Origin of the sequence: Vibrio litoralis DSM 17657, assembly GCF_000426765.1 — a bacterium.
GTDB classification, from domain to species: domain Bacteria; phylum Pseudomonadota; class Gammaproteobacteria; order Enterobacterales; family Vibrionaceae; genus Vibrio; species Vibrio litoralis.
Genome location: NZ_AUFZ01000019.1, coordinates 1 through 14,530, shown reverse-complemented (window position 1 = coordinate 14,530; position 14,530 = coordinate 1). Strand labels below are relative to the sequence as shown.

The window sequence follows — 14,530 nt, the reverse complement described above, 5'->3', positions numbered from 1 at the left end:
TGTGGCCGTATAAGCAACGAACTCTCGTGGCCCATACGATATCGCCATTAAGCGATTTGCATATCTTCTCTAAGGCCCGTAAATTCCGGCATTAAAGAAATCAATTGTTTACTGTATTCGTGTTGCGGATCAGTAAACAGCTGTTCGGTTGGAGATACTTCCAATAATTGCCCCATTTTCATCACACCAATGCGATCACACATTTGGCGAATAACTGGCAAATCATGGCTGATAAATAACATAGTTAAGTTCAGCTCATCTTGTAAGTCTTTTAATAGATTCAAGATCTGTGCCTGAACCGACACATCGAGTGCAGAGGTTGGCTCATCACAAATTAATAAACGTGGACGAGTCGCCAAAGCACGAGCAATCGAAATACGTTGACGTTGACCGCCGGAGAATTCATGTGGGTACTTCACCCCGGCCATGCGTCCCAAACCAACATGATCTAACAGATCATTCACGATATTGCGCGTTTCATTTTCATTTGCGGTTAATTTATGAAACCGAATCGGCTCGGCGATGATGTCAAAAACCTTCATCCGTGGGTTCATTGAAGTGTATGGATTTTGAAACACCATCTGCATTTGACGACGGAATGGACGACGTTCTCTTTCTGATTTAATGGCGGTTAAATCAATGCCTTCAAAGGTCACTTTGCCTTCATTTGGTGCGTATAGTCCGGCAATCACGCGAGCAATCGTTGATTTACCCGAACCAGATTCACCAACCAAACCAAAAGTTTCGCCTTCATGAACATCAAAACTGACATTATTAGAAGCTTGAACATATTCTCTACGTGATTCGAATAACGAGTCTTTGGTAGTAAAACGTAAGCTAACATTTTCAACACTCAGCAGTGGACCCGTGTAATCACGCTGATCTTGGCTTTGCCCTAACCAGTGATTTTTAACATCGAGTGGCTCAAGTTCATGCGCCTCTTCGATATAGCTCACTAATGGAAAACGGTCGAATTTTTTATCTGAACGAGGCACAGCAGAAATTAAACTGCGAGTGTAGGTGTGCTCTGGTGTGCCAAGTACTTTAGCGGTTGGGCCAAACTCAACGAGGTCACCACGATACATTACGGCGACTTTATCAGTGACGTTAGAAACTACGCCCATATCATGGGTCACCAGCATACAACCGACATTATTCTTTATACACAACTCTCGAATAAGACTAAGAATTTGATCTTGAATCGATACATCAAGTGCGGTGGTTGGCTCATCGGCAATAATTAAATCGGGTTCACCAGCTAACGCGATAGCAATCACCACGCGTTGACGCATGCCACCAGAAAATTGGTGCGGATATTGTTTTAAGCGGTTTTCAGGTTGAGGAATACCTACTTGGTTCATTAGGTTTAATGCACGTTCGTAAGCTTCTTTTTCCGATACCTTCATATTGGCATGAATGGTCTCGGTGAGTTGATGCTCGACCGTAAATAATGGATTCAATGACGTCATTGGATCTTGGAATATAAACCCAATTTTAGAACCACGTACTGAACGCATTTGTTCAGGTGTTAAACCTGAAATTTTATCTCCATCCAAGTAAACATCGCCACCAGCGATACGGCCAGGAGGACTTAACAGATCAATCACCGCATTACCGACGGTCGATTTACCTGCACCAGACTCACCAACGACACCGACGATTTCACCGCGCTCAATGCTGAAAGAAAGGGATTTTACTGCGGCGTGAACACCGTGACGCGACGGATACTCGATCCGCAAATCTTTAACTTCTAAAAGTGGCATTACCAGACCTCTACTGCTTTGACAGCTTTCTGCCTTGTCTGTAAAAAAACGAATCCATTCGTTGTAATCCCCATCAAAAAAGGAGGGAAGACAAATTGTGCATTCCAATTTGGCAAACAATTAATGAAAATGCAATAAAACAGCATATTAAACGCCAAAAAAAGCCGTACAAAGCACATTTATTAACAAAATTTCAACAAAGGATAGATAATATTGCTGACAAAATAAACAACACAACAGATTTAGCTTAAAAAGCATGCAGTAGATCACAACAGGTTGTCATGCAACCAATGCATAAGTAAGCAAATAATATTAAGGAAACCCATAATTAAAGCAGCAGAAATACATAGATATAAACTTAAAACTAATAATCAGTCAGCTTTAAGTTCAGCAGTATTTTAATACCCAGAAGCCACTCCTTTCACTATGACCTCTTAAAAGTAGTCGCTGAAGAGTCGGAGTCTAATATCAAACTCACCTCTCGATCTGGCGGGATTTAAATGCAAAAAAGCCACATCTTTCGATGTGGCTTTTTAAAGGTGGTCGGTGAAGAGGGATTCGAACCCCCGACCCTCTGGTCCCAAACCAGATGCGCTACCAAGCTGCGCTATTCACCGATGTATCTTTCGTTGCTCGTTGCTCGATTTTCGTAGCTCGAGGAGTTAACTCAACTCGAGTAACGCGATTCGAGAAACGCGTAACCTTTATATGGGGTGGCTAACGGGGTTTGAACCCGCGACAACCGGAATCACAATCCGGGACTCTACCAACTGAGCTATAGCCACCAAAGTTAAAGCCTCACCCGAGTGAGGCTTTAAAATATAGTCGGTGAAGAGCCAAGATTCTAACATCAGGCGAACCCACGATTTGTCGGGTTTCTTACACCGAAACTTCTGTCTATCACAAAAGTTCATTTAAAATGGTCGGTGAAGAGGGATTCGAACCCCCGACCCTCTGGTCCCAAACCAGATGCGCTACCAAGCTGCGCTATTCACCGATATAAGTTCCTAGTCCCTAGTTTTCTAGTTCCTAGAGGTGCCAGTTTTAATCTTCCTAGTAACTAGGGACTATAAACTCGTACCTAAAATATGGGGTGGCTAACGGGGTTTGAACCCGCGACAACCGGAATCACAATCCGGGACTCTACCAACTGAGCTATAGCCACCAATGTTTTATTCCGATATTCCCGCTTTCCGAATGGCACGCCCGAAAGGATTCGAACCTTCGACCTTTGCCTCCGGAGGGCAACGCTCTATCCAGCTGAGCTACGGGCGCATGCCCTATCGGCGGAGTGGAATAATACGTATATCACACTAGGTCGTCTAGTGTTTTTTAAACTTTTTTTACTGTTTGGTGTGTTTTTCAACAATTAAGCAATAAATAAACCTATTTAGGATGTGACACACACCATGTCACTGCAATCTTATAGTTTATACCACGTTATTAAAAGGATACAATCACGACTTATTTACAATTTTATAACGATATACTGCTCCTTCGAAGAGCAATGAAGCTTTGTTTTTATCTAGGTCTTTTTTATCGGCCTAAGCATATAGTGAGTTTATGGATATGATTCGCCAAACCTTAATGATACTTACCGCGACACTTACCTTTTCTTCTTTCGCCTTTGCTTCTGGAATAAGCGATAGTGAACGAGCTGCGATTACTGATCGCATTCAACCTGTTGGAGATGTCTACCTAGTGGGCAGTGAACCTGCTACTGCTGAAGCATCTGGTCCTCGTGATGGAGCAACTGTGTATGGCACTTTCTGTGTTGCTTGTCATGGTACTGGCGTCAGTGGCGCACCGAAGAAAGGTGATGTTGGAGATTGGGGAGCACGTATTGCACAAGGTGAAGACACATTAATTAAGCATGCCATCGAAGGCTTTAATGCAATGCCACCGAAAGGGACTTGTATGGATTGTTCTGATGATGAGATCAAAGCTGCTATCGAGCACATGATTGCTGGCTTATAAATACCGTGATACATAAATAAAGCCTCGTACTCTGCTAGTACGAGGCTTTCTTATTTATTAAACACCTAGTTTATCTCACCTAAAAAATCAACTTAACTACTTTTTAAACATTGCTCGCAAATTTGCAATATGGGCTTGGCCTTTCTCCATCCGTTCTTCTGCGCTTTGTGGTTTTTTCTGTAATTCCCACTCAACATCATCAAAAGGGAGCTCATCTAAGAAACGGCTTTGCGTTGGTTTAATTAGCTCACCATATTGGCGACGCTCACGACACATCGTAAAGGTCAGCTCTTTCTGCGCACGAGTAATACCGACATACATTAAACGACGTTCTTCATCGACATTCTCTTCATCAATACTGGTTTGATGCGGCAAGATACCCTCTTCTGCTCCCATCAAATAAACATAAGGGAACTCTAAACCTTTAGAGGAATGCAGAGTCATTAATTGTACTTGATCGGCATCATCATCGCCTTCCCCACGTTCCATCATGTCACGTAACGTTAGACGTTGAACCACTTCTTTTAGGGTCTTTACTTCTTGATCGTAGTTATCGCCCTCTAAATCTGCAGTGATCCACGTATAAAGATCAGAGACATTCTTCATGCGCATTTCTGCTGCTTTAGGGCTCGATGAGGTTTCGTATAACCAATCTTCATAATTGATGTCACGCACCAATGAACGTACCGCCTCGACGGTATTGCCTCTTTCCACATTATCAGAAATTTCAACAATCCAAGAGGTAAAGCGTCGCAGTGATTCTAAGCCTCTACCTGATAAATGTTGCTCAAGCCCCAACTCAAAACTGGCTGCAAATAAGCTTTTACCACGCATATTGGCGTAACTACCGAGCTTTTCGAGCGTCACAGGGCCGATTTCACGTTTAGGTGTATTTACAATTCGCAAGAAGGCATTGTCATCATCGGGGTTAACCAGAACGCGCAGGTAAGCCATCATGTCTTTAATTTCAGCGCGAGCAAAAAATGAAGTACCACCTGATATTTTGTATGGTACGCGGTTTTGCATTAGCGATTTTTCAATCAAGCGAGATTGATGGTTTCCGCGATACAAAATCGCATAGTCTTTATATTGAGTACGGTTTAAGAAGCGATGAGCAATAATTTCACCGGTGACTCGCTCGGCTTCATGCTCTTCATTTTTGGCAGTAAGCAACTTTAGCTTTTCACCATCGGGAATTTCAGAGAAAAGCGTTTTTTCAAATACGTGTGGATTATTGGCGATCAAAATATTGGCACAACGTAGAATACGACTGGTTGAGCGGTAATTTTGCTCCAACTTAATCACTTTCAATTGTGGGAAATCTTGATTAAGTAACACTAGGTTTTGTGGGCGAGCACCACGCCAAGAATAGATAGATTGATCATCATCCCCCACCACAGTTAAGCGGGCTCTTTCACCTACAATTAAACGCACTAATTCATACTGACTGGTGTTGGTATCTTGATACTCATCTACCAGCAAGTAACGGATTTTAGATTGCCAACGCTCACGCACCTCACTATTGGTTTTCAATAGTAGTACCGGCATGGCAATCAGGTCATCAAAATCAAGCGCATTATAGGCTTTCATTTGATTCAAGTATTTTTCAAAACAAAAAGCGAACAACTGTTCTTGCTCTGAACGCGCTTGCGCTTTGACTTGATCGGCGGTCAGCATGTCATTTTTCCAATTGGAAATGCTGCTTAATAACTGACGTAGTAAATCTTTATCGCCATCGAGTTGCTCTTCGGTTAAATCTTTCAGCAAGGCAAGCTGGTCTTGATCATCAAATAGCGAGAAGCCGGCTTTTAATCCTAATGATTTATATTCACGGCGAATGATATTCAGTCCCAGGGTATGGAACGTTGACACCATCAAGCCACGAGCTTCTTTCTTGCTTAAGGCTTGGCCGACACGCTCTTTCATTTCTCTCGCGGCTTTATTGGTAAAAGTAACCGCTGCGATATGCCTTGCTTGATAGCCACATTGCTGCACAAGGTAGGCCATTTTATTAGTGATCACGCGAGTTTTGCCCGAGCCAGCACCAGCGAGCACCAAGCATGGGCCGGAGACATATTTTACTGCTTCATCTTGTCGGGGGTTTAACTTCATACTGAGCTCAATTTTTTTCTCTACACCTGCTACCCTAATCAAGGCGTAACAAATTAATACGAATATTTTATTTTTACTGACTAATCAATAAATCCTGAATATAATGAATGAACGTTCATTCATTATCTGGTTTTTTCTATGGTTAATTCTAAAGACAATTCACTGTTAGATAAACGACAACTCATATTGAATAGCGCTGAACATATGATTGCTAAAAATGGCTTTCAAGGGTTATCTATGAACAAACTGGCTCAAGAAGCCGGTGTTGCTGCAGGAACTATCTACCGTTATTTCCAAGATAAAAATGACTTGGTTGAAGCGGTACGCATACATGTCCTTCAGCGTGTGGCTGATATGGTACAGCAAGGTGTTGAAGAACACATGCCTCTAAAAGAAAGATTCATTTTAATCTGGAAAAACGTTGCTCATGTTACTACGACTCAAAATGAAGTCGATGTCATTCTCAACCGAATCCAATATGAGTCTTTACCAACGAGGCCAAGCTGTGGTTCAGAAATGGAACGTAAATTATTTTATAAAATTGAAGCTATGTTTAATGAGGGAAAATATCTCGGGGTGTTTAAACCATTGGATAACCATCTGCTCGCTTGTCTAAGTTTGGATGTTTGTTTATCAATAGCCAGAAAACACGTACTTGGTTGTTATATTATCACTGATGCCGCCCTTGATTCCGCTATTGAAGCGAGTTGGGATGCGGTTAGTCAACATTAATTTTGGAGTTCTGACGAAATGAAAAAGTGGACTTTCGTTATGCTAATCATCGCAATACTACTGTTTGGTAGTGTGATTGGCTTTAATATGTTTAAACAGCAAAAAATTGCCGAGTACATGGCAAACATGCCTGAGCCGGAGTTCCCGGTAACCGTGACTAAAGTTGAGCCAGAAGATTGGGTTCCAACCATCAATGCCATTGGCTTCATCGAGCCAATTCAAGGTGTAACGTTAACGGCACAAACTAGTGGCCAAATTGACAGTATTCATTTTGATTCTGGCATTAGTGTCAAAAAAGGCGATGTACTGGTTGAAGTTGACTCTAAGGTAGAAAAAGCACAATTACAAAGCTCTCAAGCTAAGTTGCCTGCAGCGAAAGCTAAGTATCTTCGCTATAAAGATCTTTATGCAAAAGGTTCGGTATCAAAAGAAGCATACGATGAAGCACAAGCAACTTATTTGTCTCTATCAGCCGATATTGCAAGTCTGAAAGCATCGATTGATCGTCGTACGGTTACCGCTCCTTTCGATGGAATGGTTGGCCTACGTAATGTATTCCTTGGTCAGTTTTTAGAAACAGGCACTGAAGTAGTTCGCTTAGAAGATACCAGCGTGATGCGTTTACGCTTTACGGTTCCTCAAACTGATATCAGCAAAATTCATGTCGATCAAAAAGTAAATATTACTGTCGATTCTTTTGCCGATAAAACCTTTGAAGGCTCTATCAGTGCGATTTCCCCTGCGGTTAATGCACAAAGCGGTTTAATTCAGGTACAAGCACATATTCCAAATAATGATGGCAAGTTGCGTAGTGGCATGTTTGCCCGCGCTAGCATTGTGCTACCGACATTAAAAGATCAAGTCATCGCACCTCAAACGGCAATCACATATACCCTTTATGGCGACAGTATTTATGTGCTTGAAGAAAAAGATGGTGTTAAGCGTGTCACTCAGACAGTAGTGAAGGTTGGCGAACGTGCGGGTAGTGTTGCTCATATTATGGAAGGCTTAAAACCAGGCCAAACCATTGTCACCTCGGGACAAGTTCGTTTGAGTAATAACTCGAAAGTTAAGATTGTGGAGAGTGATGCAACCACTCCACCAGCCCAAACCCCAATGCTGTAACTGGAGGCATTATGCGCTTTACTGATGTTTTTATAAAACGTCCAGTTTTGGCGGTATCGATCAGTCTTTTGATTGCATTGCTTGGTTTTCAAGCCATCTTCAAAATGTCCGTTCGCGAATACCCCGAAATGACCAATACCGTTGTGACGGTAACAACAAGCTACTATGGTGCGGATGCAAACTTGATCCAGGGCTTTATTACTCAGCCATTGGAACAAGCGATCGCCCAAGCCGATAATATCGACTACATGACCTCCAGCTCAGTGTTAGGTTCATCGACTATTACGGTAACGATGAAACTCAATACCGATCCTAATGGCGCGTTAGCCGATATTTTGGCTCAAACCAACTCGGTTCGATCACAGCTACCGAAAGAAGCAGAAGATCCTACGGTAACCATGTCGACAGGTTCGACAACCTCGGTGCTTTATATTGGCTTTACCTCTGATGAACTGGAGTCTAGCCAAATTACCGATTACCTTGAGCGAGTAATTAACCCTCAGTTATTTACCGTTAATGGTGTTTCTAAGGTAAACCTGTATGGGGGACAAAAGTACGCGTTACGTATCTGGCTTGATCCAGCAAAAATGGCAGCCTTCGATTTAACTGCGACGGATGTCATGGGCATTTTAAATGCCAACAACTACCAATCAGCAACGGGTCAATCTACTGGTGAGTTTGTTGTTTACAACGGTAGTGCCAACACTCAGGTAGAAGATACCGCAGAACTTGAACGCTTAGTGGTTAAATCTGATAAAGGCCAAGTGGTTAGACTAAGTGATATTGCCAAGGTTTCATTAGCCAAAAGCCATGACACTTATCGTGCAACTTCAAATGGTGATGAAGCGGTAGTGGCGGCAATTGATGCCTCACCAACGGCTAACCCAATCAATATCGCACATGATATTTTAGAACTATTGCCTGACTTGGAAAAAAACCTGCCTAGCAATATTGAAATGCGAATCCTTTATGATTCAACAGTTGCGATCAATGAATCAATCAATGAGGTTATACATACCATATTGGAAGCTGCATTAATCGTACTGGTCGTGATCACCTTATTCTTAGGCTCACTTCGCGCGGTTATCATTCCAATCATCACCATTCCATTATCTTTGGTTGGTGTAGCGGTCGTAATGCAGGCAATGGGCTTCTCATGGAACCTGATGACCCTTTTGGCGATGGTACTTGCGATAGGACTGGTAGTTGATGATGCCATCGTGGTATTGGAAAACGTCGATAGGCATATCAAACTCGGCGAGCCACCATTTAGAGCAGCAATTATTGGTACTCGTGAGATTGCGGTTCCAGTTATTGCAATGACATTAACATTAGGTGCGGTATATGCTCCGATTGCGTTAATGGGCGGTATTACCGGGTCCTTATTTAAAGAATTCGCGTTAACTCTAGCGGGTGCGGTATTTGTATCCGGTATCATTGCTTTGACCCTGTCTCCAGTAATGTGCTCCAAAATGCTAAAAGAACACGCTGAACCGAGTCGCTTTGAAGTGGTGGTACATAGTGTTTTAGACCGCATGACCAATCGCTATGAACGCATGTTACGTGCTGTTATGGAGCATCGCCCGGTAATGATCGCATTTGCGGTTATTGTTATGGCAAGTTTACCGCTCCTGTTTAAGTTCATTCCTAGCGAATTGGCGCCATCAGAAGATAAAGGTGTAGTCGTTCTGATGGGTACAGGTCCATCTAATGCCAACCTAGATTACCTGCAAAACACCATGAATGAGGTTAACGATGTACTGGTTGAGCAACCTGAGATTCAATACGCTCAGGCATTCACCGGTGTTCCTGCATCTAACCAAGCTTTTGGTATTGCTTCAATGAAACCGTGGAGCCAGCGTGAAGCGAGCCAATCGGAAGTCACTGAGCGTGTGGGTAATCTGATGAAAGATATCCCAGGCATGGCAGTATCGGCTTTCCAGATGCCGGAGTTACCAGGTGCGGGTTCAGGCTTACCAATGCAGTTTGTGATCACTACGCCAAACAGCTTTGAAAGCTTATTCCAAATTGCCAGTGACATTTTGGTAGAAGTAGGCAAAAGCCCATTGTTTGTTTACTCAACATTGGATCTCAATTTTGATTCAGCAACCATGAAAATCAATATTGATAAAGATAAAGCCGGTGCTTACGGCGTGACTATGCAAGATATCGCAGTGACCATTGGTACTATGATGTCTGACGGCTATGTTAACCGTATCGATCTCAATGGCCGCTCTTATGAGGTAATCCCGCAAGTAGAGCGTAAATTCCGCCTTAATCCTGAATCGATGAATGGCTATTATGTACGTGCGTCTAACGGACACTCGGTGCCACTTAGCGGCTTAGTTAATATTGATGTTATCGCTCAACCGTTGTCGCTACCTCACTTAAATCAGCTGAACTCAGCCAATATTAGTGCGGTTCCAGCACCAACGGCTTCTATGGGGCAGGCGGTTGATTGGTTCGAAAACATTGCTGAAACTAAGCTACCTCTAGGTTATAGCCATGAGTATCTAGGTGAAGCAAGACAATACGTGACAGAAGGTAGCGCGCTGTATGCCACATTTGGTTTAGCGCTAGCGATTATCTTCTTGGTACTTGCGATTCAGTTTGAATCCATCCGAGATCCGTTAGTTATCATGGTATCGGTACCACTGGCAATTTGTGGCGCATTGATCGCTCTTGCTTGGGGCGCGGCAACCATGAACATATACTCTCAGGTAGGATTGATCACACTGGTTGGCCTTATTACCAAGCACGGTATTTTGATTTGTGAAGTTGCCAAAGAAGAACAGTTACATCACGGTAAATCAAAAATGGAAGCGGTTATGGAGTCTGCGAAAATTCGTCTTCGTCCAATCTTAATGACGACAGCAGCGATGATTGCAGGTCTAATACCTCTACTTTATGCCAGCGGTGCAGGTGCGGCTCAGCGCTTTAGTATTGGTATTGTTATCGTGGCGGGCCTTGCCATTGGTACTTTGTTTACCTTGTTTGTATTGCCTGTCATATACAGCTACTTGGCAAGTGAGCATAAGCCTCTGCCAGAGTTCGATGAAAGCATTCCAGCTATCGAAGAGCCTAAACACTAACTCTTCATATTGGATAAGTTAAATACAAAGGCTACCAGCTAAATTGGTAGCCTTTGTTTTATTTCGCGATAACAAGCCGAGACATTTTGAACAGATTTGCATAAAATAACGCAATATTATTTAGGAGCTAACCAGATGTTTGATGCTAAGAAAATTGAGCAAATTGCCAAACAAATTCACGAATCAATGCCTCAGCCAGTAAAAGACCTTGGTTCCGACGTTGATCAAAAAGTTCGCCAAGTGATCCAAGGACAACTCAACAAGTTAGATGTGGTTTCACGTGAAGAGTTTGATGTACAAACCCAAGTTCTACTGCGTACCCGTCAAAAACTGAATGACCTTGAAGCAAAACTGGCTGATTTAGAAAGCAAGCTAAGCGAAAAAGAATAAGTTAACCGCTCAAAAAAACAAAAGGCTTGCCCATTTAATAGGCAAGCCTTTTTGTTTTATCTAGCACAGCATTTCGAAGTGATTGGTAGGATATTCTAGGAGAAAACACGGAGTTTGCGCCAGCAAATGAGTATTTTCGACAACGAATATCCCACTATCACAAAGAAATTTAGCCGCCAACGGCAATACGCTTCATATCCTTCATATACCCACGTAACTCTTGGCCAATCCACTCAACAGGGTGGTTACGTAGCGCATCGTTAATCTCAATCAACTGACCGTTATCAACTTGATTACTTTCTTCTTTTAAGCCCTTACCGATTACATCCGTACCTACTTTCGGCATGAATTTTTCACGAAGTAGTGGCGTGGCAACATTAGCGAATAAGTAGTTACCGTATTCAGCTGTATCTGAGATAACCACATTCATTTCATATAGACGCTTACGGGCAACCGTATTAGCAATCAGTGGCAATTCGTGTAGTGACTCGTAGTAAGCTGATTCATCAATGATGCCTGATGCTGTCATCGCTTCAAATGCTAGTTCAACACCGGCACGAACCATAGCAATCATTAGAATGCCATTATCAAAGTATTCTTGCTCTGAGATTTCTACATTTGATTCAGGGTAATTCTCAAACGCAGTTTGACCTGTTTCTTCACGCCAGCCTAGTAGGTTCTTGTCATCGTTCGCCCAATCTTCCATCATAGTACGTGAGAACTCACCGCAGATGATGTCATCCATATGCTTGTTGTACAGTGGACGCATTAGGTCTTTAAGCTCTTCTGATAACTCAAATGCTTTTACTTTAGCAGGGTTTGATAAACGATCCATCATGTGAGTCACGCCACCAAATTTTAATGCTTCAGTAATAGTTTCCCATCCGTATTGCAATAGCTTGCCGGCATAGCCAGGATCAACACCATCTGCAATCATCTTTTCATAACAAACGATTGAACCAGCTTGAAGCATGCCACAAAGAATAGTTTGCTCACCCATTAAATCAGATTTTACTTCCGCAACGAATGAAGACTCTAGTACACCCGCACGGTGACCACCTGTTGCCGCAGCCCACGCTTTAGCAATTTCTAGACCTTCACCTTGTGGATCATTTTCAGGATGCACAGCAATAAGAGTTGGAACACCAAAACCACGTTTATATTCTTCACGAACTTCTGTACCAGGACATTTAGGCGCAACCATTACTACCGTAATATCTTTACGAATCTGCATGCCTTCTTCAACGATATTGAAACCATGAGAGTAACCAAGCGCAGCACCTTGTTTCATCAATGGCATCACAGTTTCAACCACGTTTGTATGCTGCTTATCTGGAGTCAGGTTTACCACTAGATCCGCTTGAGGAATTAATTCTTCATAGCTTGCTACTTCAAAGCCGTTATCTTTTGCATTTTTAAACGATTGACGTTGCTCATCAATGGCTGCTTGGCGAAGTGCATACGCAACATTTAAGCCTGAATCACGCATATTTAAGCCTTGGTTAAGGCCTTGAGCACCACACCCCACGATTACGACTTTCTTACCTTTTAGGTAATCAGCTTCTTGTGAAAACTCTTCTCGGTCCATAAAACGACAACGACCTAATTGGTCTAATTGCTCACGTAGATTCAAGGTATTGAAATAGTTAGCCATAATCTGAAAATCCTGTTTTTAATTAATCCATAATAACGTTGAGTAAGCGTTGCTCTAAAGATCTCCTTACTCGATGAATTGATATTAAAACACGAATTCAATTGCTCAAAGTGATATATTCACAAGTAATCATTGCGAAAAGTGCAATAACGTTAATAGGATCACAATGAATATTCGTACTCTTCACTTATTTGTTCATTTATGCAGTAGTCAAAACTTCAGTAAGACGGCATCTGCGATGCATATTAGCCCGTCGGCTTTAAGTAGGCAGATCCAAAAGTTAGAAGAAGAGGTAGGGCAATCGCTACTAGTTAGAGATAACCGAAGTGTTGAGCTAACGGAAGCAGGAAAACAGCTCCTTCCAGTAGCCACCCATATCACTCAAGAGTGGACTCAGTTTTGCAATAGCCAACAAGGTAATGAACAGCAGTTAACTGGAGAAATTCGGTTATTTTGCTCGGTGACTGCAAGCTTTAGTCATTTGCCCGAAATTTTAACTGACTTCAGACTGGCCTACCCTAAAATCGAGTTAAAGCTTTCGACTGGAGATCCGGCACAAGCAATTGATAAGTTATTACACGATGAGGCCGATATTGTGATCAGCGCTTTGCCGACACAGTTACCTGCACGTTTAGAGTTTGAAACCATAGGTGAAATTCCCCTATCTGTAATCGCTCCAAATGCTCACAGTAGTTTCACTGCTGAGCTACAAAAAGAACAACCTGATTGGAATCAAATTCCTTTTATCATTCCAGAAGCTGGCACCGCTCGAGATAGAAGTAATACTTGGTTTAGAGATATGAAATTTAAGCCTAATATTTATGCTCAAACATCCGGTCATGAAGGGGTTGTTAGTATGGTTGCACTTGGATTAGGAGTGGGTATAGCACCAGACGTAGTGATCAATAACAGTCCAGTTAAAGATAAAATTCAACGTTTGAAAGTCGCACCGATTAAACCTTTTAAACTAGGGATTTGTTGTCAACGATCTCAGCTACAAAATCCGCTAATAAAGGCATTATGGCAGGTATCACAAAATAAATTTATAAAGGCGTAAACGAAAAAGGCCTCCCAGTCTAGGGAGGCCTTAAAATATAAGCCTAGCAATGTCCTACTCTCACATGGGGAAACCCCACACTACCATCGGCGCTACTTCGTTTCACTTCTGAGTTCGGCATGGAATCAGGTGGGTCCAAAGTGCTATTATCGCTAAGCAAAACTGTTACGGCTAAGTTGATGAGGCCGTTGCAATACTAAATAATGGTGCTGATACCCAGACTCGAACTGGGGACCTCACCCTTACCAAGGGTGCGCTCTACCGGGCTGAGCTATATCAGCATATATTCTCAGCAATAATTTTGCTTCGAACATAAAAAAGCCCGTTTAACACGGGCTCTTTCAAAATCAAGCCTGGCGATGTCCTACTCTCACATGGGGAAACCCCACACTACCATCGGCGCTACTTCGTTTCACTTCTGAGTTCGGCATGGAATCAGGTGGGTCCAAAGCGCTATGGTCGCCAAGCAAATTCTTTTGTTAAAACATCATTTATGATGCTTTAACTTAATTCGGAAAGCTGTTCATTCTCACACTCATTCAAGTATCAATCTGTATTCTTTTCTATTCAGTCCAACCAAAACCCTTTAGGTGTTGTATGGTTAAGCCTCACGGGCAATTAGTATTGG

General features: G+C 42.5%; 8 protein-coding genes, 6 tRNA genes, 2 rRNA genes and 1 pseudogene. 6 read left to right on the top strand and 11 right to left on the bottom strand.

Annotated elements, in window-relative coordinates; all coding sequences use genetic code 11:
• Positions 1-47 precede the first annotated feature (47 nt).
• The 6 genes from K358_RS0108175 to K358_RS0108145 all read right to left on the bottom strand — a co-directional run bounded on the left by K358_RS0108175 (position 48) and on the right by K358_RS0108145 (position 3,038).
• Positions 48-1,763, bottom strand: a complete 1,716-nt coding sequence (locus tag K358_RS0108175) for a dipeptide ABC transporter ATP-binding protein (RefSeq protein ID WP_027696359.1) — start codon at positions 1,761-1,763, stop codon at positions 48-50.
• Between the two features lie 540 nt (positions 1,764-2,303).
• A tRNA-Pro gene (locus K358_RS0108165) sits at positions 2,304-2,380 on the bottom strand.
• A 92-nt stretch (positions 2,381-2,472) separates the two neighbouring features.
• Positions 2,473-2,548, bottom strand: a tRNA-His gene (locus K358_RS0108160).
• A 135-nt stretch (positions 2,549-2,683) separates the two neighbouring features.
• A tRNA-Pro gene (locus K358_RS0108155) sits at positions 2,684-2,760 on the bottom strand.
• 92 nt (positions 2,761-2,852) lie between these two features.
• Positions 2,853-2,928: transfer RNA gene (locus tag K358_RS0108150), tRNA-His, on the bottom strand.
• A 33-nt stretch (positions 2,929-2,961) separates the two neighbouring features.
• A tRNA-Arg gene (locus K358_RS0108145) sits at positions 2,962-3,038 on the bottom strand.
• Positions 3,039-3,326: 288 nt separating this feature from the next.
• Here K358_RS0108145 and K358_RS0108140 point away from each other — a divergent pair.
• Entirely contained in the window at positions 3,327-3,740 is a 414-nt protein-coding gene (locus tag K358_RS0108140; protein WP_027696358.1) for a c-type cytochrome, read from the top strand.
• A gap of 96 nt (positions 3,741-3,836) precedes the next feature.
• Here the strand turns inward: K358_RS0108140 and rep are convergent, their stop codons facing one another.
• Positions 3,837-5,852 (bottom strand): DNA helicase Rep, encoded by a 2,016-nt coding sequence (gene rep / locus K358_RS0108135; protein WP_027696357.1) that lies wholly within the window; start codon positions 5,850-5,852, stop codon positions 3,837-3,839.
• A 138-nt stretch (positions 5,853-5,990) separates the two neighbouring features.
• Between rep and K358_RS0108130 the strand changes: the two genes are divergently transcribed.
• The 4 genes and pseudogenes from K358_RS0108130 (at position 5,991) to ubiK (ending at position 11,191) form a co-directional block, all read left to right on the top strand.
• Complete coding sequence (locus K358_RS0108130) at positions 5,991-6,584, top strand: TetR/AcrR family transcriptional regulator (RefSeq protein ID WP_027696356.1); 594 nt, start codon at positions 5,991-5,993, stop codon at positions 6,582-6,584.
• Between the two features lie 18 nt (positions 6,585-6,602).
• The gene (locus tag K358_RS0108125; protein WP_027696355.1) at positions 6,603-7,709 is read left to right on the top strand and encodes an efflux RND transporter periplasmic adaptor subunit; all 1,107 of its coding nucleotides are present in this window, start codon (positions 6,603-6,605) and stop codon (positions 7,707-7,709) included.
• A gap of 11 nt (positions 7,710-7,720) precedes the next feature.
• Positions 7,721-10,768: pseudogene (locus K358_RS0108120) on the top strand (multidrug efflux RND transporter permease subunit); the annotation flags it as partial.
• 168 nt (positions 10,769-10,936) lie between these two features.
• Positions 10,937-11,191: a ubiquinone biosynthesis accessory factor UbiK gene (gene ubiK / locus K358_RS0108115; protein WP_027696353.1), complete on the top strand. Its 255-nt coding sequence runs from the start codon at positions 10,937-10,939 to the stop codon at positions 11,189-11,191.
• A 169-nt stretch (positions 11,192-11,360) separates the two neighbouring features.
• Here the strand turns inward: ubiK and ilvC are convergent, their stop codons facing one another.
• On the bottom strand, positions 11,361-12,845 hold the full coding sequence (ilvC, locus tag K358_RS0108110) for a ketol-acid reductoisomerase (RefSeq protein ID WP_027696352.1): 1,485 nt from the start codon (positions 12,843-12,845) through the stop codon (positions 11,361-11,363).
• A gap of 166 nt (positions 12,846-13,011) precedes the next feature.
• Between ilvC and ilvY the strand changes: the two genes are divergently transcribed.
• Positions 13,012-13,902, top strand: coding sequence for an HTH-type transcriptional activator IlvY (ilvY, locus tag K358_RS0108105; RefSeq protein WP_027696351.1), 891 nt, complete (start codon positions 13,012-13,014; stop codon positions 13,900-13,902).
• A 41-nt stretch (positions 13,903-13,943) separates the two neighbouring features.
• On the opposite strand, the gene rrf (K358_RS0108100) is transcribed toward ilvY, so the two are convergent.
• The 3 genes from rrf (K358_RS0108100) to rrf (K358_RS0108090) all read right to left on the bottom strand — a co-directional run bounded on the left by rrf (K358_RS0108100) (position 13,944) and on the right by rrf (K358_RS0108090) (position 14,369).
• Positions 13,944-14,059 (bottom strand): 5S ribosomal RNA (gene rrf / locus K358_RS0108100).
• 47 nt (positions 14,060-14,106) lie between these two features.
• Positions 14,107-14,183: transfer RNA gene (locus tag K358_RS0108095), tRNA-Thr, on the bottom strand.
• Positions 14,184-14,253: 70 nt separating this feature from the next.
• A 5S ribosomal RNA gene (rrf, locus tag K358_RS0108090) occupies positions 14,254-14,369 on the bottom strand.
• Positions 14,370-14,530: the final 161 nt, after the last annotated feature.